At 71.6% G+C, this 1,477-nt stretch carries 1 protein-coding gene and 1 pseudogene; one reads left to right on the top strand and one right to left on the bottom strand.

The genetic code is table 11. The features are described from left to right. Positions 1-129 precede the first annotated feature (129 nt). On the bottom strand, positions 130-1,098 hold the full coding sequence (gene dapD, locus G6028_RS06530) for a 2,3,4,5-tetrahydropyridine-2,6-dicarboxylate N-succinyltransferase (RefSeq protein ID WP_179525597.1): 969 nt from the start codon (positions 1,096-1,098) through the stop codon (positions 130-132). 61 nt (positions 1,099-1,159) lie between these two features. On the opposite strand from dapD, the pseudogene G6028_RS06535 reads away from it, so the two are divergent. Then, positions 1,160-1,477 (top strand): annotated as a pseudogene (locus G6028_RS06535) (succinyl-diaminopimelate desuccinylase); the annotation flags it as partial.

Raw genomic sequence — 1,477 nt, forward strand, 5'->3', positions numbered from 1 at the left:
CCCGGCCGCGGCCGCGCCCGCCGGCGCCCCCTGCGCCCGCCGGCGCCATCGATAAGAGCGTTCCGCGCATCTGCTCTCGGCCGATGCGTGCGGAACGCTCTTGTCGTTGTGGGTGTGCGTCGCGGGAGGTCAGTCGTTGGCGTGGAGCGCCTCGTTCAGCTCGACGCCCTCACGCTTCCACGGCACGGCCTCGACGGCGCCGGAGACGGAGTTGCGCCGGAACAGCAGATTGTCCATCCCGGAGAGCTGGCCCGCCTTGACGGGCTCGCGATCGGCCCAGGCCCCGGCCCGGACGTCGACCTTGGTCCCGGCGGTGACGTAGAGCCCGGCCTCGACCACGCAGTCGTCGCCGAGCGAGATCCCGATTCCGGAGTTGGCACCCAGCAGGCAGCGCTCGCCGATCGAGATGGTCTCCTTGCCGCCGCCCGAGAGGGTTCCCATGATCGACGCGCCGCCACCGACGTCGGAGTCCGCACCGACCACGACACCGGCCGAGACGCGTCCCTCGACCATCGACGGCCCGAGGGTGCCGGCGTTGAAGTTGACGAACCCCTCGTGCATGACGGTCGTCCCCTCCGCCAGATGGGCACCCAGTCGGACGCGGTCGGCGTCGGCGATCCGGACCCCGGACGGGACCACGTAGTCCACCATCCTCGGGAACTTGTCCACGCCGTAGACCGTCACCGGGCCGCGGGCGCGCAACCTGGCACGCACCATCTCGAATCCCGGTACCTCACAGGGGCCGAAGTTGGTCCACACGACGTTGGCCAGTGTCCCGAACAACCCGTCCATGTTGGCGAAGTGCGGCCGGATGAGGCGGTGGGAGATCAGGTGCAGCCGCAGGTAGGCGTCATAGGCGTCGGTCGGGGCCTGCGTGAGGTCCTCGATCTCGACCCGCACCGCGACCCGCTCGACACCGCGATCGGCGTCGGGTCCGGTGAGGGGAGCCAGCTCCTCGGGGACCTCGTCACCCGACAGGATCCGGTGACCCCCCTCGGAGGCCGCTCCGAGCTGGGGCGCTGGGTACCACACGTCGAGGACGGTGTGATCGGACGTCAGGGTGGCGATTCCGGTGGCCACGGCTCCGTGTGCACTCATGCCCCCGATGCTAGCGGTCGGCCCCGGCGCGTACCGGCCACGGGCATCTAAGGTGGACGCCGTGACCGCCGCCCTCGATCTGACCGCCGACCCGGTCGACCTCACCCGCGCCCTCGTCGACATCGCCAGTCCCTCCCGGGAGGAGGCGGAGATCGCCGGCGCCGTCCACACGGCGCTCGCCTCCGTGGTCGCCGGCTTCACGGGTCCGGCCGCCGGGCGGACCGAACTCGTGCGGGACGGCCACCGCGTCCTGGCCCGCACCTCGAGGGGGTTGCCGACCCGGGTGGTGCTCGCCGGACATCTCGACACCGTCCCGGTGGCGGACAACGTCCCGTGCCGACTCACGGGTGAGGGAGCCGATCAGGTCCTGCACGGGTGT

It is taken from the genome of Dietzia cercidiphylli (genome assembly GCF_014145145.1).
Taxonomy (GTDB): domain Bacteria; phylum Actinomycetota; class Actinomycetes; order Mycobacteriales; family Mycobacteriaceae; genus Dietzia; species Dietzia natronolimnaea.